The following is a 21,855-nucleotide window of genomic DNA, read 5'->3' on the forward strand; positions in this document are numbered from 1 at the left end:
TCGGCGTAGCTTACGGGAACACTGACGCGCGTTTTGACCGAGCGGATGGTTTCCCGAAGATCGGACGGGGTCATGTCGCCATGCAGCAGCACCTCGTTGCCGACGATGATCGCCTTGACCGCACCGGGATAATCCCGGGCCAGCGCTATCGCGGTATCGATCAGCTGGGCGTTCTTGGCGCGGTTGTTTCCGATCCAGATTCCAAGCAGAACTTTCAGTCCGACCTTGGCCGCGAGTTCGGGCACCTTGTCCAATCCGTTGTCGACGGAATAGGTGCGGACGCATTGCGATACCTTGGCCAGTTCGACCAGATCCTCCGCGATCTGTTCCGGGCTGACGATCAATTGCGGGTTCAACGGAGTCTGGTCGCGCCGAAACGGCGCGTAGGACACGCATTCCAGTTTTGCCGCGGGATCGATCGGCGCATGGGCCAATGTGACCGGCGTAGCCAGCCACCACCAGACCGCGGCAATAACGGTCAGGGATATCAGCAGAAGCGTCAGCGGCGCGCGAAGGGAAATTGGCTCTGTCCTCCGTGAGGCGCGTCGATTATGGTCAAGCGGTCCGCGCAGTTAGGTCGGAATGCCGGGGGCACAGTATAAACCTGCATCTAAGGCCGAGTGCGAAAGGGTGACTGTGTTTCTGATAACAAATTTGTCGCGGCCCCAACAAGTCAAGTGATGTTGTTCAACAGACTTTCTCGACGCCATTTTGCCAGAATCGCGGGTTGGTCGGCTCTCGGACTCTCGACGATTTCAGCGGAATCCGCTCAGGCCGACTCGCGCCGGAGCCTGCCTTCCGGCTTCCCGCGTAACTTTCTGTGGGGAACGGCTACCTCAGCCTATCAGATCGAGGGCGCCGTCAACGAGGACGGGCGAGGTCCCTCGATCTGGGACCGTTTCGCTCACACCGACGGGAAAATCGGTGATCACAGCACGGCCGATGTCGCGAACGATCATTATCATCGCTACAAAGAGGACGTTCAACTCATCAAGGCGCTGGGCGCCAAAGCCTATCGGTTTTCGATTGCGTGGCCGCGTGTTTTTCCGGAAGGAACGGGTTCGCCAAACCCAAAAGGCCTCGATTTCTACGACCGGCTTCTGGACGAATTGCTGGCGAACGGAATCGAGCCGTTTGCGACCCTGTATCACTGGGATTTGCCTCAGGCGCTCCAGGATCGCTTTGGCGGCTGGATGTCGCGCGACACCTCAAAGGCCTTTGCGGATTATGCGGGCTATGTTGCGGCGCATTTGAGCGATCGCGTGAAGAAGATTTTCACGATCAATGAATGCCACCGGCTGGTCTATTCCGGTTATGGCGCGGGCATCGACGCGCCGGGTCTCAGCCTGCCCCCGCAGGAATTGAACCAGGTGATGCACCACGTCGCGCTGGGGCACGGTCTGGCGGCGCAGGCGGTGCGGGCGCATGGCCGGACAGGGACCAGGGTCGGTCCGGCCGAGAACCTCGTCGTCTGCATACCGGCCATCGAGACGCCGGCGAACATCCGCGCCACCGAGATCGCCACGCGCGAACTCAATGCCGGCTACCTGACCGTGATCCTGGAGGGAAAGTACACGGATGGATTTCTGGCCTATGCCGGCAAGAATGCCCCGAAATATACCGCCGAAGATCTGAAGGTGATTTCGTCTCCGATCGATTTTGTCGGACTGAATATCTATTTGCCCCACCATTACGTCGTGGCGGCCGATAACAAGAGCGGCTTTTCGTTGTTGCCGTTTCCCTCCACGTTTCCACACATGGAATCGGACTGGCTCAAAATTGGTCCGGAGGCGATGTATTGGGCGCCGCGTCAGGTGGCGAAGCTGTGGAATGTGAAGTCGATCTACATTACCGAGAACGGGGCATCGGCATCAGACCAGCCTGCCGCCGACGGCAATATCTACGATCTCGATCGGATCATGTATCTGCGCAACTATCTGACGCAGTTGCAGCGCGCGACATCCGAGGGTGTGCCCGTGCGCGGGTATTTCCTGTGGAGCCTGATGGACAATTTTGAATGGACGGACGGATTTGAAAAACGCTTCGGGCTCTACCGGGTCGACTTCAAGACCCAGCGTCGCACGCCAAAACTCTCCGCCTCGTTCTATCGCGAGGTGATCGAGCGAAACAAGGTGGTTTGACGATTCGATACCGTTCGGCGGCAGGGAGTCTATTATTTCTTGAGTGCTCTCAATAGGTCGACGGATCCGGCGAATCCGTGGGCTTCTCGAAGGCCCGCTTCATGGCCGGGCTCATCGGGATGTCCAGATTGACGCCCTTGGGCGGGATTGGCTGGGTGAACCATTTGTCGTAGAGCGCCGCAAGCTCGGGACTCCGGTAGAGGCTTGTGGTCGCGGCATCGGCAACGGCCTTGAACGCCGTATCATCCTTGCGCAGCATGATTCCATATGGTTCAGGCCTTGAGAACGCGTCCTGCGAGATCACGTAAGCCTTTGGATCCTTGGCGTTGGCAATCAGGCCCGCGAGCACGATATCGTCCTGGACAAAGGCCACGGCCCTGTCGGTCGCGACCATCAGGAACGCTTCGGCCTGATCCTGAGCCGGGATGATCGTCATCCCCAGATTCAATCTGCTATTGAATTCGAGCGCCTGCTTGATGTTGGTCGAGCCGGCCGGAGAGACGATCGTCTTGCCCTTGAGGTCGCCGATCGAGCCGATCTTCGATTCGACCTTCGAGACGAAACGGCTCGCCGTCAGAAAATGCGTATTGGTGTACCAGACCTGCCGTTGCCGCTCGGCGTTGTTGGTGGTGTTGCCGCATTCGAGGTCGATGGTGCCGTTGGCCAATAGCGGAATGCGCGACGAAGCCGTCACCAGCTGATACCGCACTTCGAGTTTGTCGAGCTTCAATTCGCGTTTCACCGCGTCGACGATCCTGGCGCAGATGTCGATGGCGAAGCCGACCGGCTGCTGCTTGTCGTCGAGGTAGGAGAACGGCACCGACGCCTCGCGGTGCCCGATGGTGATATATCCGAGCTCCCTGACCTTCGCGAGCGTGCCTGTGAGTTCGTCCGCGATCGCGGTGGCGCGGCCTGAAAGCAGCGTAGCCAGCGTCAGCGCCACGAATAGGTCTTTCCGCACGGGGTTCTCCATCGTCAATTGCTGTTGACGGCAATGCTTGGCGATATCGGATCATTTATCAAGCCGTCGAATGGAAAATCGGCGACGTGATCGAGTAGTGCGTTGAAGCCCGCTCATGGCACGAACCGGACCGGCCAGGCCGGTCTGAGGATGTCCTCTGATCAGGGCAGGGTGGACCGGAAGTTACCGGCTGAGCACCAGATCGGCGCTTTTGACCCCAGCCAGACATAGGCCCAGCCGTGGCACGCCCTGCGAGAACGTGATAGTATGGATCCTCTTCTCGCGAGTCTGATTCAACAAAAAAATATCCCAGTGCCGGGCGGCAGCGTCGGTCTGAAGAGCCGTCACAGCCGGGACAGGGGAGGCGCCGATGGTACGACGATTGGCCATGCTTCTGACGGCCGGTGCGCTAGCGCTGACTGCGGGGCCGATACTTGCGCACCATTCCTTTGCGATGTTCGATCGGGACAACCAGATCGATCTCGAAGGCGTGGTGCAGGAGTTCAGGTTCGTCAATCCGCACACCTTCATCTATCTGGTGGTGAAGCAGGACGACGGCAACACAGTGACATGGAGTCTTGAGGGCCAGAGCCCGGCCGCTCTCGTACGGAGCGGCTGGACCAGCAAGACTCTCAAGGCGGGCGATGAGCTCAAGATGCGGATTGCTCCGCTACGCAGCGGCGCGCCGGCCGGTGCTTGGGCTCCAAATCAGACCAGCTTTCGCGACGGGCGCGCGCTCGATGCGTCGCAGAGCAGCGTCGGCTTCCCCGACTCGGCCGAACTGCAGCGCTGACATTAAGGAGCCCACGCGATGACCAATGGGCGTTTGATAGGCTCGCTTGCGCTCCTGGCCTTGCTGACAACAGCGACCGCCGGCGCGCGGGCCGAGGGTGACGGCAAATATCCCGACTGGGACGGGCAATGGTTTCGTACCGGCGGCGTCCAGTTCGACCCGACCAAGCCGCTCGGCCGCGGCCAACAGGCGCCGCTCACGCCCGAATACCAGGCCAAGCTCGAGGCGAGCATTGCCGATATCGCGGCCGGCGGCCACGGACTGAACGAACACACTTCGTGCCTGCCGCACGGCATGCCGCGGATGATGAACGCGGTCTATCCGATAGAGTTCGTCGTCCAGCCGAAGACCACCTACATCCTTTTGGAGGAGAACCTGCCGCGCCGTATCTATACCGACGGCCGCAGCTGGCCGGCCGAACCCGAGCCGACCTTTGCGGGTTACTCGATCGGCCACTGGGTGGACGAGGACGGAAAGGGGCGCTTCAATCTGCTTGAGATCGAGACCCGCTACATGAAGGGCCCACGCACGTTCGAGGGGAGCGGCTTGCCGCTGCACGAGGACAACCAGACGGTAATCAAGGAGCGCATCTTCCTCGACAAGGCGAAGCCCGACCTTCTCCATGACGAGATTACTGTCATCGATCATGCACTGACCCGTCCATGGACGGTGACCAAGAGCTATCGGCGGGAACGCAATCCGGTCTGGCTTCCCAACGAATGCGGCGAGGACAACCACCACGTCACCATCGGCAAGGACGACTACTTCATCAGCGCGGACGGTCTGCTGATGCCGAAAAAGAAGGACCAGGCGCCGCCCGACCTGCGCTATTTCCGGCAGTCAAAAAAGTGATGGGATGTCGCGGTGGCTATCGGGCGTTGGCTGTTAATCCGTTTCCAGCAGACTTTCCCCGTTCGCGCGGTCAAAGCGACGCGTTTGACCCGGTGCAGACATTTCTCCCTGATCGAGACCTATCCGGCTGTTGCTGTGTCCAAATTATTCAGATCGGTCCCGACCCTGTTTTCCCTCGAATAGCCATCGAGCGCTTAGAGAATTGTTCGGCATCGGCATAGCGACCCTGATCCTTGTAGAGACCGGCCAGGTTCTCCAGAACATCCGCGAGATCCGGATGGTTCGGACCGAGCGTCTTCTCGAAGGTGGCCACCGACCGCTTGAAAAACCGCTCGGCATCGGCGTTACGCCCTTGGCGCACGTAAAGCGCGGCTAAATTGTTTAGCGCCTGCGCGACGTCGGGATGGTCGGGTCCGAACGCCTTCTCGGTCACCGCCATCGATCGCTTGAGCAGCCGCTCGGCATCGGCGTAACGATGCCGATGGATGTAGACATCGGCCAGGTTGTTCATCAACACCGTGGCTTCGGGATCGTTGGGGCCGTGCGCCTTCTCGAGGACGGCCAGTCCACGCTTGAACAGCGGCTCGGCCTGGTCGTACCGACCCTGATTGCTGTAGACAGCGGCGAGGTTGCTCAACGCCTGCACGATAGACGGATCGTCGGGACCGAGCATTTTATCGCGAATGGCGATCGACCGCTTGAGAAGCGGCTCCGCTTCCGCGTAACGCTCTTCCACGCGGTAGAGCTCGCCCAGATTGTTCAGCACAGTTGCGACTTCCGCATGGTCCTGATCGAGCGTCTTCTCCCTGATAGCCAGTGAGCGCTTGTACAGCAGCTCGGCAACGGCGTATTGACCCAGATTGTAGTGGATCGTGCCAAGGTCATTCAGCGGCATCGCGACGTTCGCATCATCGGGACCAAACTCCTTCTCGCGAAGGGCCAGAGACTTCTGAGCCAATGGCAGTGCTTCCGTGTACTTCCCCGCCCGATAGAGCTCTTTCATCTGCTGGCTGAGAGTGCTCGCCTCATCCTCTCCCGCGTAGGATGGCGCGCCGAGCGACAGGCTCAGGGCGAGCGCGGCGACCGCAACACAGATCGATGCTTTCAAGGCCTTCATCGCGCATTCCTTCGTCACGTTCTTCGGGATGTACGTGCTTTTTGTGCTTTCAGAGGCCGGACAGGTTCAATGAAAGCGGGGTAAACAGCGCAGCATTTACGCCATGCGACCGCTGCGTTGGCACCTTTGAGACATGCCGACGGACGCTGCGAACGTCCGCTAACTGGGGCAGACCGGAAGTAGTCGGCGCGTGGTCAAAACGACGCGAATGACCCATACCGGAAGTCACCTTGGCTGATGCTCGCGAGAAATCGGATTTAAACGGCTTGGCCGGTGGACCGTTTCTTTGCGGATTTCCTTATTGTGAATGTGTCTTGCGCTAGAAATGCGACGCCGATCTGATCACCGGCAACACGTACCAATTTGCAGCGGCGATACGCGAGACCCGTTGACGACAGAAGCAGGAAGAATTCCTTGAGGTCCAATCCTTCGAGAGAGCCTTCGATAAGCAAGCGCGCTCCGGTCTGAGACACGTCGATCATCCTGCAGTCGCGTCGCCAAGTTCCATCAATTCCCATCATGTGAACAGGAATGCCACGTTCGAAATCGACGCGCCCACTCTTTCGATCTCCATAGGCCATTGTGCAATTCCATCTTCAATAGGACAGAAACGGTATTGGGCCCGGCAGCAGTGTTTTCTTTCGCTGTTATGGAATGCCCCGGTTACGCTGAGATATCTGGATCAGTTTGGCGCGGTGGAACATCTACTCCAGCCGGAGACTCCGGCCGCGCCGGATCCGGCAATCGAGGCGGTTCAGGAATTCCATTTACTCGAAAGAGCCACGCGGCATGGTACGCGTAGTGCCGCTCAAGCGTTCGCAGGAGAACATCCAGGGAAACATCTGTTGGTGCCTGGCTCATAATTGCCTTGCCAAATGATCTGCACTTTGGAAATCACGCTTGTCGTAGCCCGCGTAAGGCAGGCGTCGTTGAAATGCTCATCCACAAAATCAAATATGAGAGCGACTACGGCAGCCTTTGCGGCTCTCATGCCAGTATTACTACGGAGATTATTTTAATATTTCACTAACTTAAGGTTGTACGTCGGCTACCGGAGAGTTAGTGTGCTTGGCGTATGTCGCCGTTCGGGCACTTTTCGGACATGGCGCGGTGTCCGGCCTCAGTCCGCTATCCGCACCAAACGGACCTTCGCCAACTACACCAAATTTATGGGTTCACATCCCCATGGCGTGGCGGGGCGGAAAATTCCTGCACAACTCGGGCGGATCGCGCCGCAAGAACCCTGGTTCACATCCGTAATTGATGCGGAGAAGAATCAGCAGCTTCGATCGGACGTCATCATGTTCTGGCGGTCAAAACGGCTTGCTCAGGAATTTCGACCGCTCCAGCCCATATCGCCAAGGCAAGTCGATCGCCTTGGTGAGGCCGATCCGAATCCCGGAGACGATGTCGGGCTTGTGCGGGCGCGCATGCAGCGCGAACGGCGGGGCGTCGAGCGCCAGTCCATTATGCGCATGGGTGATCGCAAGCGCCTGCGTCAGCTTGCCCGGACCCGAACACAGCGATCGCTCATCCGGCAATCCGCGCCGCCGCCGCATCGCCGGAATGCCGTGGGTCGGCTGCAGGGCGCGGATCAGCACCGCGCTGGCCGAGCCTTCCTTCTCGCAGACGAAATTGACGCACCAATGGATGCCATAGGACCGATAGACGTAGATAAAGCCGGGCGGGCCGAACATCACCAAATTGCGCGGCGTCGGTCCGTTAAAGGAATGCGCGGCCGGCTCGGTGTGGTGATAGGCCTCGACCTCGACGATCACGCCGCCGACGCCGTTCACCAGCAGCGTCGTGCCGATCAGGTCGGGCGCGACCTCGTGCACGCTGCGGGCAAAGAAGCTGCGTTTCAGCGGCTTGCCGAGCCCTTGCCGGGTCAAGGTGGCATTTTGCACTATGCGATTTTGAGCCATTCAAGCCGATATGTTAAGAATCCCAGAACCGATAAGGCTCTAAAGCGGTTGCGATTCCCGGTCCAGCGGACTAGCTAAAGCTCCAACAACGGATAGTCCATGGTCGTCGTCGTCGATACCGTTTCAGCCACGCCGCTGCGCCCGCGTCACCCCGAAAAGGTGAACCGGCCGGACGCGCTGTCGCCGCCCAAGCCGGACTGGATCCGGGTGCGCGCGCCGAACACGCGCGGCTATGCCGATACCCATAAAATCGTCAAGGAAAACGGCCTCGTCACGGTGTGCGAGGAGGCGGGCTGCCCGAACATCGGCGAGTGCTGGGACAAGAAGCACGCCACCTTCATGATCATGGGCGACACCTGCACCCGCGCCTGTGCGTTCTGCAACGTCAAGACCGGGATGCCCGGCGCGCTCGATGCCAAGGAACCGGAGCATGTCGCGGAGGCGACCTTCAAGCTCGGGCTCGCCCATATCGTCATCACCTCGGTGGATCGCGACGATCTCGCCGACGGCGGCGCGGAGCATTTCGCGCAAACCATTCGGGCGATCCGGGCGCGCTGCCCGGCCACGACCATCGAGATCCTGACCCCGGATTTCCTGCGCAAGGACGGCGCGCTCGAGATCGTGGCCGCGGCCAAACCCGACGTGTTCAATCACAATCTGGAGACGGTGCCGTCGCGTTATCTCAGCGTGCGCCCGGGCGCGCGCTATTTCCATTCGATCCGGCTGTTGCAGCGGGTCAAGGAAATCGATCCGACGATCTTCACCAAATCCGGCATCATGGTTGGATTGGGCGAAGAGCGTCACGAGGTGCTGCAGGTGATGGACGATCTGCGCTCGGCGGATGTGGATTTTCTGACCATCGGACAATATTTGCAGCCGACCCGCAAGCATCACGCCGTGATGCGATATGTGCCGCCGGATGAGTTCCAGGGCTTTGAGAAGGTCGCCTATACCAAGGGCTTCCTGATGGTGTCGGCGAGCCCGCTGACCCGCTCGTCGCACCACGCCGGGGACGATTTCGCCAGGCTGCAGGCGGCGCGCGCCGCGAAATCCCGCTGAGCGTCAGGCGATGCCCCAATTCTCCAGCAAGCGCCGCCTTCACCACAGCGCGCCGCAGATGTTCGACCTTGTCGCCGATGTCGAGCGCTATCCTGAATTCGTGCCGCTGTGCCGTTCGAGCCGAAGCCGGACGATGGCTGCGATGTCGGATTTTTCCTGGCCTATGAATTCAAGAGCCGGATGCTGGCGATGCTGATGGGAACCATGTTCGACACCGCGTTTCAGCGTTTTGCCGCGGCGTTCGAGAAGCGCGCGGATGCGATTTATGGAAAAGCGCCTTAGCTCGTCACCCGCGAGAGGGGAATCACGCCCGCGGCGGCCGCCGCCGCTTGACCGGGCTGCGCCGCGAGGTTCGCGCCACGCGGGGACGTAACCGGCTGGTGGTTTCGCGGCGCGGCTTGGCCGGCGCCTGCGGCCCACGCGCCAGTTCCATCAGCATGCGCAGGGCTTCGACGACGGAGCGCTGGCGCACCGCGCTGCGGCCGATGGCGCCGAAGCGGCATTCGCGATGCAGAATTCTGCCGTCACGGGCGGCGACGGCGAAGTGGACGAGACCCACCGGCTTGCCCGGCGTGGCTCCTCCCGGACCGGCAATGCCGGTAATCGAGACCGCCAGATCGACGCCGGCCTTTTCCAAAGCGCCGATCGCCATCGCGGTCGCGGTTTCCTTGCTGACGGCGCCGAAGGTCGCCAGCGTCGTCGCCTTGACCCCGAGCATCATGCGCTTGGCGTCGTTGGAATAGGTGACAAAGCCGCGGTCGATGACATCGGACGAGCCGGGAATATCGGTGAGCGCGCCGGCGACCAGGCCCCCGGTGCAGGATTCCGCGGTCGCAATCGTCAGCTTGCGCATCCGGCAGAGATCGAGCAGCGAGCGGGAGAGGGCGCGGGCGTCGCTGCCGCTCATTTAATCGCTCCAGGGCAGGCGGATGGTGGCGCTCGCGGTGGCGGCAATGCCTTCCTCGCGGCCGGTGAATCCGAGCCGCTCGCTGGTGGTCGCTTTCACCGCGACCCGCGAAAGGCTCAGTCCCGTGATCTCGGCGATGCGCGCGCGCATGATATCCCGCAGCGGTCCGATTTTCGGACGCTCGCAGATCAGGGTGACCTCGAGATGGGCGATGCGTCCGCCGCGGGCAGTGACCCGATCGATCGCGTAGGTGAGGAACTGGTCGGAGGAGGCGCCCTTCCACTTGATATCGCTGGGCGGAAAATGCGAGCCGATATCGCCATCCGCCAGCGCGCCGAGAATGGCATCGACCAGCGCATGGAGGCCGACATCGCCGTCGGAATGCGCGAGAAAGCCGCGGTGATGGGGCACGCGAACGCCGCAAATCATCAGGTGGTCGCCGTCGCCGAAAGCGTGAACGTCGTAACCGGTGCCGATCCTGACATCGCCGAGCATGGCACCGAGACGGGCTTCTTCGCGGATGAAATCTTCCGGTGTCGTCAGCTTCATGTTGGCAGGATCGCCCTCAAATGTCGCCACCGTCAATCCCGCCCATTCCGCGAGTGCGGCGTCGTCGGTGAAATCGCTGCGGCCCTCGCGCGCCGCGCGGCGATGGGCCTCGAGAATGACGTCGAACCGGAACGCCTGCGGCGTCTGCGCGATGCGCAGCCGCGCCCGTTCCGGCGTGGCTTCGACGTTTCCGCTTGCGTCGACCAGCTTGATGGTATCGGCGACCGGAATCGCCGGCACCGCGGCACCGGTGCGGCCTGCCGCATCGATCGCACGCGAGATCAGCGCGGGCGTGACGAATGGTCGCGCCGCGTCATGGATGAGAACCACATCGGGCTTCTGGCCGGCGAGCGCTTCAAGCCCCGCATGTACCGAGGCCTGCCGCGTCGCTCCGCCATTTGCCGGCGGTTCGTGACGTAACGCGCTGACAGCCTCGTTGAAGACGGCGGCGTCGTCAGGATTGAGCACCGGCTGCACAGCAAAAATCTGTGGATGACGGCAAAACGGCTCCATGGCCCGGAAAATCACGGTCTGGCCGCCGATCGAGCGGTATTGCTTCGGTCCACCCGAGCCGGCACGGAGACCGCGTCCGGCTGCGACGAGGATGGCTGCAGTCCGCTCAAGTTTGGGCATTAGACTCAATTACGGGCAAAACGGGGTTGGAAACATTCGCCAGCTGGCGCACTGCCCTTATCATGCTCACGCTGCGAAAACAGAGCGATTCCCAATAGCTGTGGGGAAAAACATATTTTGTTGCAGTGCACTTGCAAGATTGACAGAACTGTCTAAAGTGTAGGCATGACGCTTGACTGCACAAGATTTGTGCGCAAAATGGATCCGGCAGTCGCGATGAGGCGCCTGTCAGAATAACGAGAAATCCGTGACCGGTCCGGAATCATCAGGCCTTAAGCCATTGAAAATAGGCGATATTGAGGTTTCCAGCCGGGTCTTTCTGGCGCCGATGTCTGGCGTCACCGACGCCCCGTTTCGACGCTTGACCGCGGTCCTCGGCGCGGGACTCGTCGTGTCCGAAATGACCGCCAGCAATGATCTCGTCAACGGTCGCCCGATGTCGCGGCTGCGATGCGAGGCAACGGGTATCGGTCCGCATGTCGTTCAACTCGCTGGCTGCGAGACAAGATGGATGGCGGAGGGAGCCCGCATCGCCGAAGCCGCGGGTGCCGACATTATCGATATCAACATGGGCTGTCCGGCGCGCCATGTGACAGGCGGTCAATCCGGTTCGGCGTTGATGCGCGATCTTGATCACGCGCTGAAACTGATCGAGGCGACGATAGCGGCGGTGAAGGTGCCGGTGACGCTGAAGATGCGGCTCGGCTGGGACGATAGCTCCCTCAATGCGCCGGAATTGGCGCGCCGTGCTGAGGCTGCCGGCGTCCAACTGATCTCGGTCCATGGTCGCACCCGCTGCCAATTCTACAAAGGCGAAGCTGATTGGCGCGCGGTGCGCGCGGTCAGGGATGCCGTTGGTATTCCGCTTGTCGTCAATGGCGATATCACGTCGTTCGAGAAGGCTGTGGCCGCGCTTGCCATGTCCGGCGCCGACGCGGTCATGGTCGGCCGCGGCGCGCAGGGACAGCCGTGGTTGCCCGGTCAGATCGGGCGACGGATCGAAACCGGCATCGTCGAATCCGCGCCGTCGCTGGCCGAACAGCTCAAATATATCCGCGCGCTCTATGACGAGGTTTGCAGCCATTACGGGCTGCGCATCGGCCTGCGTCATGCGCGCAAACATCTCGGCTGGGCGCTGGAGATCGCAGCCCAATGCAGCCGCGCGCCAGCGGTCAAACTGAAGAGCTGGCGACAAAACGTTCTGACATCGGACCAACCCGCCAGCGTTCATCGCGCGCTTCAAGATGCATTCGACGACTTTGCGTGGAGTGCCGCCGCATGACCTCAGCCGCAGAACACCGCCGGCCTGTGCCGTCCGACGGCGACGCCATCCTGAATGCGCTGCCCAATCCCGTGCTGCTGGTGGCGCCCGACGGCAAGATCGTCGACGCCAACATGGCTGCGGAATCTTTTTTCGAGATTTCCGCCCAGTTTCTGCAACGCCAGTCGTTGAAGGAACTGGTGCCGTTTGGAAGTCCGCTGCTGGCGCTGATCGATCAGGTGCGCTCCAGCGGCTCGCCGGTCAACGAGTACAAGGTCGATTTGGGCACGCCGCGGATGGGCGGCGATCGCCAGGTCGATCTTCACGTCGCGCCGCTCACCGAGCGGCCCGGCCATATCGTGGTGATGCTCCAGGAGCGGACCATTGCCGACAAGATGGACCGGCAACTGACACACCGCAGCGCGGCGCGGTCGGTGATCGCGCTGGCCGCGATGCTGGCGCATGAAATCAAGAATCCGCTGTCCGGCATCCGCGGCGCGGCGCAGTTGCTCGAGCAGGCAGCTTCGTCGGAAGACCGCATGCTGACGCGGTTGATCTGCGATGAAGCGGACCGCATCGTCACGCTGGTCGACCGCATGGAAGTGTTTGGCGACGACCGTCCGGTGGCGCGCGGTCCGGTCAACATCCATTCGGTGCTCGATCACGTCAAGCGGCTCGCCCAATCCGGCTTTGCCCGCAACATCCGGTTCGTCGAAGAGTACGATCCATCGCTGCCGCCGGTGCTCGCCAATCAGGATCAGCTGATTCAGGTATTTCTCAATCTGGTGAAGAACGCCGCGGAGGCCGTGGCCGATCTTGGCAGCGACGCGGAGATTCAGCTCACCACCGCATTTCGTCCGGGCGTGCGCCTGTCGGTGCCGGGGAAAAAATCGCGGGTGTCGTTGCCGCTCGAATTCTGCGTCAAGGATAACGGCCCCGGCGTGCCGGAGGACCTGTTGCCGAACCTGTTCGATCCCTTCGTCACCACCAAACCGACCGGCAGCGGGCTGGGGCTGGCGCTGGTGGCCAAGATCGTCGGTGATCACGGCGGCATCATCGAATGTGAATCCCAGCCGCGGAAGACCATTTTCCGCGTGCTGTTGCCGATGTTCAGTACCGCTAAAAAGTTCGATCAAAGCAACCGCGACGACGTTTCGGGGACGCCGTTGCATGCCTCACAGGACTCAAGATGAGGAATAACAATGCCCGCAGGTAGTATACTTGTCGCCGACGACGACACAGCCATCCGCACCGTCCTCAATCAGGCGCTTTCGCGTGCCGGATATGAGGTGCGATTGACGGGAAACGCGGCGACGCTGTGGCGCTGGGTCAGCCAGGGCGAGGGCGATCTGGTCATCACCGACGTGGTGATGCCCGACGAGAACGCGTTCGATCTGCTGCCGCGGATCAAGAAGATGCGGCCTAATCTTCCCGTGATCGTGATGAGCGCGCAGAACACCTTCATGACGGCGATCCGGGCTTCCGAACGGGGGGCGTATGAATATCTGCCAAAGCCGTTCGATCTGAAGGAACTGATCGCGATCGTCGGCCGTGCGCTGGCGGAGCCGAAGGAGCGGGTAGCAAACCACGCCGACGAGTCCGAATTCGACTCGATCCCGCTGGTCGGCCGCTCGCCGGCGATGCAGGAAATCTATCGCGTGCTGGCGCGCCTGATGCAAACCGACCTCACGGTGATGATTTCCGGCGAGTCCGGGACCGGCAAGGAGCTGGTGGCGCGCGCGCTGCACGACTACGGCAAGCGGCGCAACGGGCCGTTCGTCGCCGTCAACATGGCGGCGATTCCCCGCGATCTCATCGAGTCGGAACTGTTCGGCCATGAACGCGGCGCGTTCACCGGTGCCAATACCCGCGCTTCGGGCCGGTTCGAGCAGGCGGAAGGCGGTACGCTGTTTCTCGACGAGATCGGCGACATGCCGATGGAGGCGCAGACCCGTCTTCTGCGGGTACTCCAGCAGGGCGAATACACGACCGTTGGCGGCCGCACGCCGATCAAGACCGACGTGCGCATCGTCGCGGCGAGCAACAAGGATCTGCGCATCCTGATTCAGCAGGGCCTGTTCCGCGAGGATCTGTTCTTCCGCCTGAACGTCGTGCCGTTGCGGCTTCCGCCATTGCGTGAGCGGATCGAGGATTTGCCCGATTTGATCCGGCACTTTTTCGCGCTGGCCGAGAAAGACGGATTGCCGCCCAAGAAGCTCGACACGCTGGCGCTGGAACGTTTGAAACAGCATCGCTGGCCCGGCAATGTGCGCGAGCTTGAAAATCTCGCGCGCCGGCTGGCGGCATTGTATCCGCAGGACGTGATCACGGGCTCCGTCATCGACGGTGAATTGGCGCCTCCGGCCGTGACCTCGGGCGGCAATACGCATCATGGCATCGACAATCTCGGCGGCGCCGTCGAAGCCTATCTGTCGTCGCACTTTTCGGGTTTCCCCAACGGCGTGCCGCCGCCGGGCCTCTATCACCGGATCCTCAAGGAGATCGAGGTGCCGCTGCTGACGGCCGCGCTGGCGGCGACCCGGGGCAACCAAATCCGGGCAGCGGATTTGCTGGGCCTCAATCGCAACACGCTGCGCAAGAAGATTCGCGATCTGGATATTCAGGTTTACCGCAGCGGTAATTGAGGTCGGAGCCGGTATCGCTCCACCCCTCTGTTGCGTGGCTGTGCTCCCGTTACATCGGGCGTCCGGACGGTTTCGGGCGCCGTGGATTTGTCGCAATTTGGCAACATTGTGATATGATTGCATCAGTCTGCCGCTAGGCGGACCCCATGCCCTCAGCTCACCTTTTGCCGGAATGACCAGCGTAGACACCTCGGCCGCACCGTTCGACCCGTCGCTCGCTGAACCCAGGGGGAGCACCCTGCGGAGGTGGCTGGCGCCGTTTGCGGTTGGCCTGGCGCTGCTGACAGCGTTCCTGACATTCGTCGTGCTCACCGGCCTGACCCGGATCGAGCCGACGCGCGAAGTCGCCGTGTCCTTCATGCTGATGAACGGCGCCACCATCCTGGTGCTGGTCGGCATCATTGTCCGCGAAGTCTGGCAGCTGATGCAGGCGCGGCGCCGCGGCCGGGCGGCGGCAAGGCTGCACGTCCAGATTGTCAGTCTGTTCTCCATTATCGCGGTGTTGCCGGCGGTGCTGGTGGCGGCCGTCGCCAACGTGACGATCGACCGCGGCTTCGACCGTTTGTTTTCCGGCCCGACCCGCGAGGTGATCCAGAACTCCCTGATCATCGCTCGCGCCTATATGCAGGACCACGCGCAGCTCATTCGCGGCGACATCCTGGGAATGGCCAACGACATCGCCCATGCCCGGCCATTATACGACCAGGATCGCAAATCCTTTCGTGAGCTGCTCACGGCGAATGCGGCTTCGCGTAACCTGCCGGGGGCGATGCTGATCGACAAGGATCGCAATATCCTGGAGACCGCGCAGACCGGCATTCAATTGGCCTTCGCGGCGCCGCCGGCGGAGTTCCTGCGCAACGTCAACGAGGCCGAACCCGAAATCGCGGTGTTGCCTGAACAGAACTATGTTGCGGCCGTGATCCGGCTGCGTGCCTTCAACGACACCTTCCTCTACGTCGCCCGTCAACTCGATCCCCGTGTCGTCGCGCAACTCAAGCAAACCGAGGCCACTGTCGCGGAATATGCCGAGATCGAATCGCGCCGGCTCGGCATTCAGGTGAATTTCGCGCTGATCTTCGCGGTGATCGCGCTGACCATTCTGATGGCCTCCATCCTGATCGGGCTGAATTTCGCCAACTGGCTGGTGGCCCCGATCCGGCGGCTGATGAGTGCCGCCCACATCGTATCGACCGGCGACTTGCATGTGCAGGTTCCGGTGCTCCGCTCGGAGGGCGACCTGGCGCAGCTCGGCGAGACCTTCAACAAGATGACGCAGGAGTTGCGCACCCAGCGCGACGAACTGGTGAGCGCAAGCGATCTGATCGACAGCCGCCGCCGGTTCATCGAGGCGGTATTGTCGTCGGCGAGCGCCGGCATCATCGGCGTCGACGCCTCCGGCAGCGTCGGCATTCTCAATCGCTCCGCCGAAAAGCTCATCGGCCACGCGGAATCGGAGACGCTGGATCACCCGCTATCGGACGTGCTGCCCGAACTCGATGACATGATGAAGTCAGCGCGGGAGGGCACCCAGCGGCTGGTGCAGGGCCAGATCACCATCAATCGTGATGGCCATGAGCGCAATCTTTCGGTTCGTGTCAGCGCCGAGCAAACCAGCCAGACGCGCGACAGCTACATCATCACGCTTGATGATATTACCGAGCTCGTTTCCGCGCAGCGGACCTCGGCATGGGCCGACGTCGCGCGCCGCATCGCCCATGAAATCAAGAATCCGCTGACGCCGATCCAGCTTTCGGCCGAGCGCATTCGCCGCAAGTTCGGCAAGGTCATCACCGAGGATAAGGCGATCTTCGAGCAATGCACCGACACGATCGTGCGGCAGGTCGACGACATCAGGCGGATGGTCGATGAATTCTCGCGCTTTGCGCGGATGCCGAAGCCCGTGATCGAAGGCGAGGACGTCGCCGACACGGTGCGTCAGGCGGTATTCCTGATGCGGGTCGGACATCCCGATATCGATATCGATGCCGAGATCAAGGCCGAACCGATGCGGGCGCAGTTCGACCGGCGGCTGATTTCGCAGGCCCTGACCAACATCATCAAGAACGCGACGGAAGCCATCGAGGCCGTCCCCGCGGCGGAACTTGGCAAGGGTCGTATTGATGTCATCGCCGCGCGCGAAAACGACGACATCGTGATCGACGTCATCGATAACGGCATCGGCCTGCCGAAGGTAAGCCGGGCGCGGCTGCTGGAGCCCTATGTTACGACCCGCGAGAAGGGCACCGGCCTTGGCCTCGCCATTGTCGGCCGCGTTCTGGAGGATCATGGCGGGCGGATCGAGCTCAACGATGCTGCCGACATCCGTCCGGGCGCGCGCGGCGCCTGGATGCGGCTGCGGTTTGCAGTATCGGGCCATGCACCACAGGTCGAAACCAAGGAGCCGGCTCCCGAAACAAAACAGCCGGAAGCCGAAACCATCGAGCCGGCAGCTACGACTAACAATCAAGTAAAAATCGAAGCCGCAACAGGCAATTGAAAAGACAGGCGTGATCCATGGCGAATGATATTCTTATTGTCGATGACGAAGCCGATATTCGTGATCTGGTTGCAGGCATCCTTGACGATGAGGGCTTTACCACGCGGACTGCGCGCGACAGCGATTCGGCTCTGGCGGAAATTGCGAATCGCCGTCCGAATCTGGTGTTTCTCGACATCTGGCTGCAGGGCAGCAAGCTCGACGGACTGCAATTGCTGGAGCAGGTGAAACGGGATCATGCCGACATACCCGTCGTGATGATCTCCGGGCACGGCAATATCGAGACCGCCGTCGCGGCGATCAAGCGCGGCGCCTACGATTTCATCGAAAAGCCGTTCAAGTCCGACCGGTTGATTCTGGTGGCGACGCGGGCGCTGGAGACGTCGCGGCTGAAACGCGAGGTGAAAGAGCTCAAGCAACTGGCGCCTGCCGCGAGCGTGCTGACCGGCCACTCGGCCTGCATGAACCAGCTGCGCCAGACCATCGATCGGGCCGCCAAGGCCAACAGCCGGATTCTGATCGTGGGTCCCTCCGGCTCCGGCAAGGAATTGGCGGCACGCACGCTGCACAACGCATCGAGCCGGGCCGAAGGACCCTTCGTCGTCATCAACGCCGCGGCGATTACCCCCGAGCGCATGGAGATCGAGCTGTTCGGTATCGAGCAATCCAACGGCGAGCATCAGCGCAAGGCCGGCGCACTGGAAGAGGCCCATGGCGGAACCCTGTTTATCGATGAAATCGGCGACCTGCCGCGCGAAACCCAGAATAAAATCCTGCGGGTGCTGGTCGATCAGACGTTCCAGCGGGCAGGGGGCACCGCCAAGGTCAGCGTCGACGTTCGCATCATTTCCTCGACAGCCCGCAATCTGGAAGAGGAAATCGCCGAAGGCCGGTTCCGCGAGGACCTGTATCACCGGTTGTCGGTGGTGCCGATCCGCGTCCCGCCGCTGTCGGAGCGCCGCGAGGATATTCCGGAACTGATCGACTATTTCATGGACCAGATATCGATCGCGACCGGGTTGCCGAAACGCCAGATCGGCCAGGATGCCATGGCGGTGCTGCAGTCGCACATCTGGCCGGGAAATGTCCGGCAGCTTCGCAACAATGTCGAACGGGTGATGATCCTGGCGGGCGGGGGTCCGGAAGTCATCATCACCGCCGATATGCTGCCGCAGGACGTGGGCTCGATGGTGCCGGCGATGCCGACCAGCAACAATGGCGAGCATATTATGGGCCTGCCGCTCCGCGAGGCGCGGGAAGTCTTCGAGCGCGACTACCTGATCGCCCAGATCAGCCGTTTTTCGGGAAACATCTCTCGCACAGCGGAATTCGTAGGCATGGAACGCTCGGCGCTGCATCGCAAGCTGAAGGCCCTGGGGGTCGGCTGAACGCCGATTTGCCGATTTTTCCGTTCATATCGGGAAATTTGACCTCATTTCCGGCTTTTTACGGAGAATGAGGCCTCCGTTCGGCACGGCTGATGCGCGAACTGGCTTGCCTAAAAACCAAGCCTGCCCTCTAATCGTACCGCCGCGCTCCCCGGAGGGGGATCTCAGGGAAGCCGGCAACCGGGGGACGACTCCGATAGAGAGTCGCGATCGGTTCAATAAAAAGAAGCAAACAAGACTGCGGGACAAAAACAATGGCGGCAGACCGCGCACAAAATCTACAAGACACCTTCCTTAATCACGTTCGAAAAACAAAAACGCCACTGACGATCTTTCTGGTCAATGGAGTGAAGCTGCAGGGGATTGTCACCTGGTTCGACAATTTCTGCCTGCTGCTGCGGCGCGACGGTCACTCGCAGCTTGTCTACAAGCATGCGATTTCGACCATCATGCCCGGTGCTCCAATCCAGCTGTTCGAAGGCGGCGAGGATGCTCCGGCTTGAGAGTGAACTGATTGGAACCCCGAAATATTGAAGGGGGAGCCGACCGTCCGCGGTCGGTAGCGGGCCAACAAAGCGGGCGGGTGATTGTCATCGGCCCTTATCTGCGAATGCGCCGCGGCGACCCCGAGGCGCAAACGGATACGCATGCCATCCGTGGCTCCGAGGCGAGGCTCGAGGAAGCCGTAGGTCTGGCGCGCGCCATCGATCTTGTGATCGCGGAGGCGCTGATCGCTCCGGTCAGTCAGATCCGGCCAGCGACCTATCTCGGCAAGGGCAAGGTCGAGGAGATCGTCGGGCTGATCACCGGGCATGAGATCGAACTGGTGGTGATGGATTGCGCGCTGTCGCCGATCCAGCAGCGCAATCTGGAGAAGGCCTGGAACACCAAGGTGCTCGACCGCACCGGGCTGATCCTCGAAATCTTCGGCCGCCGCGCCAAGACCAAGGAAGGCGCGCTGCAGGTCGAACTCGCGCATCTGAATTACCAGCGCAGCCGTCTGGTGCGGTCATGGACCCATCTGGAACGCCAGCGCGGCGGTTTCGGGTTCATGGGCGGTCCCGGCGAAACCCAGATCGAAGCGGACCGCCGCCTGATCGGCGAGCGCATCACGCGCCTCGAGAACGAAATCAAGAAGGTTCAGGCGACGCGGCGGTTGCACCGGGCCGGCCGGCAGCGCGTGCCATACCGCGTCGTGGCGCTGGTCGGCTACACCAACGCCGGAAAGTCGACACTGTTCAACCGCCTGACCCGGGCCGACGTCCAGGCCGCGGACATGCTGTTTGCAACGCTTGATCCGACGCTGCGCGCGCTCAGCCTGCCGCACGGCGGCAAGGCGATGCTGTCGGACACCGTCGGCTTCATCTCCAACCTGCCCACGCAACTGGTGGCGGCGTTTCGCGCGACGCTGGAGGAAGTGCTGGAGGCCGATATCATTCTCCACGTCCGCGATATCTCGCATGAGGATGCGGATGCCCAGGAGCGTGACGTCGATACCGTGCTGCGTCAGCTTGGCATCGATCCGGATGCCGGGCAGCGGATTTTGGAGATCTGGAACAAGATCGATCGTTTCGATCCGGAGGAGCGCGCCAACCTGCGAAATATCGCCGCCCGTCGTCCGCCGGAGCGTCCGTGTTTCCTGGTTTCCGCCGAGACCGGGGAGGGGATCGATGCGCTATTGGCCGCGATCGAAGCGCGGCTGGCGGCGACACGCATGACGCTGGATTTGTCGATCGACGCCGCCGACGGCGCCGGCATCAGCTGGCTGCACCGCAATTCGGAAATCCTCAACAAGGAATTCCACGATGGCCGCTTCGCGATGACCGTGCGCGTCGACCAGACCAAGCGCGACATCGTGGTCAACCGCTTCGATGCCGTGCCTCACGCGATGTGATCGGCGTTCGCGCGCGCCGGGACGACACGTAGCGCAACTTCATTCCGCGGTTTTCGCTTCATTCCACAACGCATCCATTTCCGCGAGCGATGCGCTTTCGAGCGTGCGTCCCTGCGACGCCAGCGCCCGTTCGATGTAGCCAAACCGGCGCTCGAACTTGGCGTTGGTGCCGCGAAGTGCTGTTTCCGGATCGACGCCGGCGTGCCGCGCCAGATTGACCAGCGCGAACATGAGATCGCCGGTTTCGTCAGCCAGTTCGCCGGCGTCACCGCGATCGAGCGCGGCTTCGATCTCGTCGGCTTCCTCGCGAATCTTGTGCAGCACCGCGCGCGGATCGTTCCAGTCGAAGCCGACACTTGAGGCCTTGCGCTGCAATTCCATCGCCCGCGTCAGGGCCGGCTGTCCTGTCTTGACGCCCGACAACAGCGATTTTTCCGCGGGCTCTTCCAACCGCCGGCGCACCGCGCGTTCGGCCTTCTCCTCGGCCTTGATGCGCTCCCACGCGCCTTTGACGTCGGAGGGCGTCAATCGCCCGTCCTTGTCGGCGAAGACATGCGGATGCCTTCGGATCATTTTGCGACAGATCGCATCGACCACGTCGCCGAACGCGAACGCATTCTGTTCTTCGGCCATGCGGGCATGAAACACCACCTGCAACAGGAGATCACCGAGTTCGTCCCGCAGATCGTCGAGATCGCCGCGCGCGATGGCGTCGACGACTTCATGGGCTTCCTCGATGGTGTAGGGGGCGATGGTCGCAAAGGTCTGTTCGAGATCCCAGGGACAGCCGCTGCCGGGCGTTCGAAGTTGCGCCATAATGTCGAGCAGGCGTGAAATATCGCGGGAAGGAGCCATGATGCACCAAAGCCAGAAAAGTCGTCAGGCCTGTATGCCGCATGACGTCCGTGTATCCCAGCGAAACGAGGGCAATTGCCGGTGATTTCCACCGATTGGCCGCACCGGAATTACCTGGTGTGATGCGCGTGCCGGTGCCAGTGCTTGACGTAATGGTGCGGCTTCATCACGGCGTCGTCAGATTGGACCGACACGCCCTGGTTCTTTTGCGCGGCGCTCATCGGTCCCATTGCGAAGCTGAACGTCGGTCCATTCCCGGCGGCCGCTGATGCACATTGCGGAACGGCGACAATCAATGCGCCAAGGGTCAGCAGTCGCAGAACATGTCGGAGCACGATGTTCATGATGTCATTCCTGCGGACATAATTGCGTTGT

At 61.6% G+C, this 21,855-nt stretch carries 19 protein-coding genes and 2 pseudogenes; 12 read left to right on the forward strand and 9 right to left on the reverse strand.

What is annotated here, in order from left to right:
* Positions 1–572, reverse strand: a pseudogene (locus tag ABR948_RS09585) (beta-(1-6) glucans synthase); the annotation flags it as partial.
* 111 nt (positions 573–683) lie between these two features.
* On the opposite strand from ABR948_RS09585, the gene ABR948_RS09590 reads away from it, so the two are divergent.
* The gene (locus ABR948_RS09590) at positions 684–2,141 is read left to right on the forward strand and encodes a GH1 family beta-glucosidase (protein WP_428116465.1); all 1,458 of its coding nucleotides are present in this window, start codon (positions 684–686) and stop codon (positions 2,139–2,141) included.
* A 49-nt stretch (positions 2,142–2,190) separates the two neighbouring features.
* Here the strand turns inward: ABR948_RS09590 and ABR948_RS09595 are convergent, their stop codons facing one another.
* Complete coding sequence (locus ABR948_RS09595; protein WP_428116378.1) at positions 2,191–3,114, reverse strand: amino acid ABC transporter substrate-binding protein; 924 nt, start codon at positions 3,112–3,114, stop codon at positions 2,191–2,193.
* A 358-nt stretch (positions 3,115–3,472) separates the two neighbouring features.
* Here ABR948_RS09595 and ABR948_RS09600 point away from each other — a divergent pair, with 358 nt between their 5' ends.
* Positions 3,473–3,895, forward strand: a complete 423-nt coding sequence (locus ABR948_RS09600) for a DUF6152 family protein (protein ID WP_428116381.1) — start codon at positions 3,473–3,475, stop codon at positions 3,893–3,895.
* 18 nt (positions 3,896–3,913) lie between these two features.
* Positions 3,914–4,747, forward strand: coding sequence for a hypothetical protein (locus ABR948_RS09605; protein WP_428116384.1), 834 nt, complete (start codon positions 3,914–3,916; stop codon positions 4,745–4,747).
* A 148-nt stretch (positions 4,748–4,895) separates the two neighbouring features.
* Here ABR948_RS09605 and ABR948_RS09610 read toward each other — a convergent pair whose 3' ends face one another.
* The 3 genes from ABR948_RS09610 to ABR948_RS09620 all read right to left on the reverse strand — a co-directional run bounded on the left by ABR948_RS09610 (position 4,896) and on the right by ABR948_RS09620 (position 7,771).
* On the reverse strand, positions 4,896–5,864 hold the full coding sequence (locus ABR948_RS09610) for a tetratricopeptide repeat protein (RefSeq protein WP_428116386.1): 969 nt from the start codon (positions 5,862–5,864) through the stop codon (positions 4,896–4,898).
* 257 nt (positions 5,865–6,121) lie between these two features.
* Entirely contained in the window at positions 6,122–6,445 is a 324-nt protein-coding gene (locus tag ABR948_RS09615) for a PilZ domain-containing protein (RefSeq protein ID WP_428116389.1), read from the reverse strand.
* Between the two features lie 732 nt (positions 6,446–7,177).
* Positions 7,178–7,771, reverse strand: a complete 594-nt coding sequence (locus ABR948_RS09620; protein ID WP_428116391.1) for a DNA-3-methyladenine glycosylase — start codon at positions 7,769–7,771, stop codon at positions 7,178–7,180.
* Between the two features lie 117 nt (positions 7,772–7,888).
* Here ABR948_RS09620 and lipA point away from each other — a divergent pair, with 117 nt between their 5' ends.
* The gene (lipA, locus tag ABR948_RS09625) at positions 7,889–8,848 is read left to right on the forward strand and encodes a lipoyl synthase (RefSeq protein WP_428116394.1); all 960 of its coding nucleotides are present in this window, start codon (positions 7,889–7,891) and stop codon (positions 8,846–8,848) included.
* Between the two features lie 10 nt (positions 8,849–8,858).
* A pseudogene (locus ABR948_RS09630) lies at positions 8,859–9,130 on the forward strand (type II toxin-antitoxin system RatA family toxin).
* Positions 9,131–9,152: 22 nt separating this feature from the next.
* On the opposite strand, the gene ABR948_RS09635 reads toward ABR948_RS09630, so the two are convergent.
* Together ABR948_RS09635 and ABR948_RS09640 are read right to left on the reverse strand one after the other, a co-directional pair.
* Positions 9,153–9,755 (reverse strand): CinA family protein, encoded by a 603-nt coding sequence (locus ABR948_RS09635; RefSeq protein WP_428116396.1) that lies wholly within the window; start codon positions 9,753–9,755, stop codon positions 9,153–9,155.
* Complete coding sequence (locus ABR948_RS09640) at positions 9,756–10,937, reverse strand: bifunctional 2-C-methyl-D-erythritol 4-phosphate cytidylyltransferase/2-C-methyl-D-erythritol 2,4-cyclodiphosphate synthase (RefSeq protein WP_428116398.1); 1,182 nt, start codon at positions 10,935–10,937, stop codon at positions 9,756–9,758.
* Positions 10,938–11,217: 280 nt separating this feature from the next.
* On the opposite strand from ABR948_RS09640, the gene dusB reads away from it, so the two are divergent.
* The 7 genes from dusB to hflX all read left to right on the forward strand — a co-directional run bounded on the left by dusB (position 11,218) and on the right by hflX (position 20,625).
* Entirely contained in the window at positions 11,218–12,219 is a 1,002-nt protein-coding gene (dusB, locus tag ABR948_RS09645; RefSeq protein WP_428116468.1) for a tRNA dihydrouridine synthase DusB, read from the forward strand.
* Entirely contained in the window at positions 12,216–13,391 is a 1,176-nt protein-coding gene (locus ABR948_RS09650; protein WP_428116401.1) for a two-component system sensor histidine kinase NtrB, read from the forward strand. The genes dusB and ABR948_RS09650 overlap by 4 nt, the downstream gene beginning before the upstream one ends.
* A 9-nt stretch (positions 13,392–13,400) precedes the next feature.
* Positions 13,401–14,843 (forward strand): nitrogen regulation protein NR(I), encoded by a 1,443-nt coding sequence (gene ntrC, locus ABR948_RS09655; protein WP_428116403.1) that lies wholly within the window; start codon positions 13,401–13,403, stop codon positions 14,841–14,843.
* Between the two features lie 172 nt (positions 14,844–15,015).
* Entirely contained in the window at positions 15,016–17,343 is a 2,328-nt protein-coding gene (locus ABR948_RS09660; RefSeq protein ID WP_428116406.1) for a sensor histidine kinase NtrY-like, read from the forward strand.
* A gap of 17 nt (positions 17,344–17,360) precedes the next feature.
* Entirely contained in the window at positions 17,361–18,731 is a 1,371-nt protein-coding gene (gene ntrX, locus ABR948_RS09665; RefSeq protein WP_428116409.1) for a nitrogen assimilation response regulator NtrX, read from the forward strand.
* Positions 18,732–18,985: 254 nt separating this feature from the next.
* Positions 18,986–19,234 (forward strand): RNA chaperone Hfq, encoded by a 249-nt coding sequence (hfq, locus tag ABR948_RS09670; protein WP_006020546.1) that lies wholly within the window; start codon positions 18,986–18,988, stop codon positions 19,232–19,234.
* 11 nt (positions 19,235–19,245) lie between these two features.
* A complete protein-coding gene (hflX, locus tag ABR948_RS09675; protein WP_428116417.1) occupies positions 19,246–20,625 on the forward strand; it encodes a GTPase HflX in 1,380 nt (459 codons plus the stop codon).
* A gap of 39 nt (positions 20,626–20,664) precedes the next feature.
* Here hflX and mazG read toward each other — a convergent pair whose 3' ends face one another.
* Complete coding sequence (gene mazG, locus ABR948_RS09680) at positions 20,665–21,480, reverse strand: nucleoside triphosphate pyrophosphohydrolase (RefSeq protein WP_428116419.1); 816 nt, start codon at positions 21,478–21,480, stop codon at positions 20,665–20,667.
* 110 nt (positions 21,481–21,590) lie between these two features.
* The gene (locus tag ABR948_RS09685) at positions 21,591–21,824 is read right to left on the reverse strand and encodes a hypothetical protein (protein WP_428116422.1); all 234 of its coding nucleotides are present in this window, start codon (positions 21,822–21,824) and stop codon (positions 21,591–21,593) included.
* Positions 21,825–21,855 lie beyond the last annotated feature (31 nt).

It is taken from the genome of Bradyrhizobium sp., assembly GCF_050014615.1.
Taxonomy (GTDB): Bacteria; Pseudomonadota; Alphaproteobacteria; order Rhizobiales; family Xanthobacteraceae; genus Bradyrhizobium.

Excerpts from the sequence above, each read along its gene's own strand:
- ABR948_RS09635 (WP_428116396.1), bottom strand. The coding sequence starts at position 9,755 with ATGAGCGGCAGCGACGCCCGCGCCCTCTCCCGCTCGCTGCTCGATCTC.
- ABR948_RS09610 (WP_428116386.1), bottom strand. The coding sequence starts at position 5,864 with ATGAAGGCCTTGAAAGCATCGATCTGTGTTGCGGTCGCCGCGCTCGCC.
- ntrX (WP_428116409.1), top strand. The coding sequence starts at position 17,361 with ATGGCGAATGATATTCTTATTGTCGATGACGAAGCCGATATTCGTGAT.
- mazG (WP_428116419.1), bottom strand. The coding sequence starts at position 21,480 with ATGGCTCCTTCCCGCGATATTTCACGCCTGCTCGACATTATGGCGCAA.
- ABR948_RS09685 (WP_428116422.1), bottom strand. The coding sequence starts at position 21,824 with ATGAACATCGTGCTCCGACATGTTCTGCGACTGCTGACCCTTGGCGCA.
- ABR948_RS09605 (WP_428116384.1), top strand. The coding sequence starts at position 3,914 with ATGACCAATGGGCGTTTGATAGGCTCGCTTGCGCTCCTGGCCTTGCTG.
- ABR948_RS09650 (WP_428116401.1), top strand. The coding sequence starts at position 12,216 with ATGACCTCAGCCGCAGAACACCGCCGGCCTGTGCCGTCCGACGGCGAC.
- ABR948_RS09615 (WP_428116389.1), bottom strand. The coding sequence starts at position 6,445 with ATGGCCTATGGAGATCGAAAGAGTGGGCGCGTCGATTTCGAACGTGGC.
- lipA (WP_428116394.1), top strand. The coding sequence starts at position 7,889 with ATGGTCGTCGTCGTCGATACCGTTTCAGCCACGCCGCTGCGCCCGCGT.
- ABR948_RS09600 (WP_428116381.1), top strand. The coding sequence starts at position 3,473 with ATGGTACGACGATTGGCCATGCTTCTGACGGCCGGTGCGCTAGCGCTG.
- ABR948_RS09640 (WP_428116398.1), bottom strand. The coding sequence starts at position 10,937 with ATGCCCAAACTTGAGCGGACTGCAGCCATCCTCGTCGCAGCCGGACGC.
- ABR948_RS09595 (WP_428116378.1), bottom strand. The coding sequence starts at position 3,114 with ATGGAGAACCCCGTGCGGAAAGACCTATTCGTGGCGCTGACGCTGGCT.
- ABR948_RS09660 (WP_428116406.1), top strand. The coding sequence starts at position 15,016 with ATGACCAGCGTAGACACCTCGGCCGCACCGTTCGACCCGTCGCTCGCT.
- ntrC (WP_428116403.1), top strand. The coding sequence starts at position 13,401 with ATGCCCGCAGGTAGTATACTTGTCGCCGACGACGACACAGCCATCCGC.
- hfq (WP_006020546.1), top strand. The coding sequence starts at position 18,986 with ATGGCGGCAGACCGCGCACAAAATCTACAAGACACCTTCCTTAATCAC.